Here is a 560-nt window from a genome sequence, read left to right on the forward strand (position 1 = left end):
AGCGCTGTGAAGCGCTGCCGTTTTAGTAAACAAAAAAATGGGTGCTAGAGGATGCGTCCTGACAACCCATACGCGGGGTTGCCCTCGCGCGGATGTTACTTCTTCGATTCGTAAGCGAGAACAGCTTTAAACTCAATATTACGCTCTTTAATACTCAGCTCGCATAGTGAGCTGTGCACCAACAGCGTAAATCCCAGTACCGTAATACAGAGTACGATGATTGCCACAAGGGCATATTTTGCCTCCCTGCAAAGAAGAGACTAACATCTGAATTGTCTATGTTCATTCGCTAGCCTCAGTTGATAGAAATATCTCCTGGGGCTTTCGTCTGTCTGGGGGCCTGGTAATGCTCAAGGCCAGACAGCCTCAAGCACCCGCCGCAATTCTACACTCGTCAGGGCGTGAAATTTATCTGCAAGGAATTAATCAGACGGAATTTATAATAATCTGGATGCAGGCTCGCAAAGTCATCCCGGTATATTAACCCTTCACGTAATTTTTTAATTTAATGAAAAAATAATTTCCATAATTGTACTAAATATAAAAAAGGCCCGACTTAG

Annotated in this window: 1 protein-coding gene; it reads right to left on the reverse strand. The window is 43.9% G+C overall.

The genetic code is table 11. From position 1 onward, the window contains the following. Positions 1-95 precede the first annotated feature (95 nt). Positions 96-227 (reverse strand): Hok/Gef family protein, encoded by a 132-nt coding sequence (locus HMPREF9538_RS09990; protein ID WP_009485527.1) that lies wholly within the window; start codon positions 225-227, stop codon positions 96-98. Positions 228-560: the final 333 nt, after the last annotated feature.

Origin of the sequence: Klebsiella sp. MS 92-3 (assembly GCF_000195655.1) — a bacterium.
GTDB lineage: Bacteria > Pseudomonadota > Gammaproteobacteria > Enterobacterales > Enterobacteriaceae > Klebsiella > Klebsiella pneumoniae.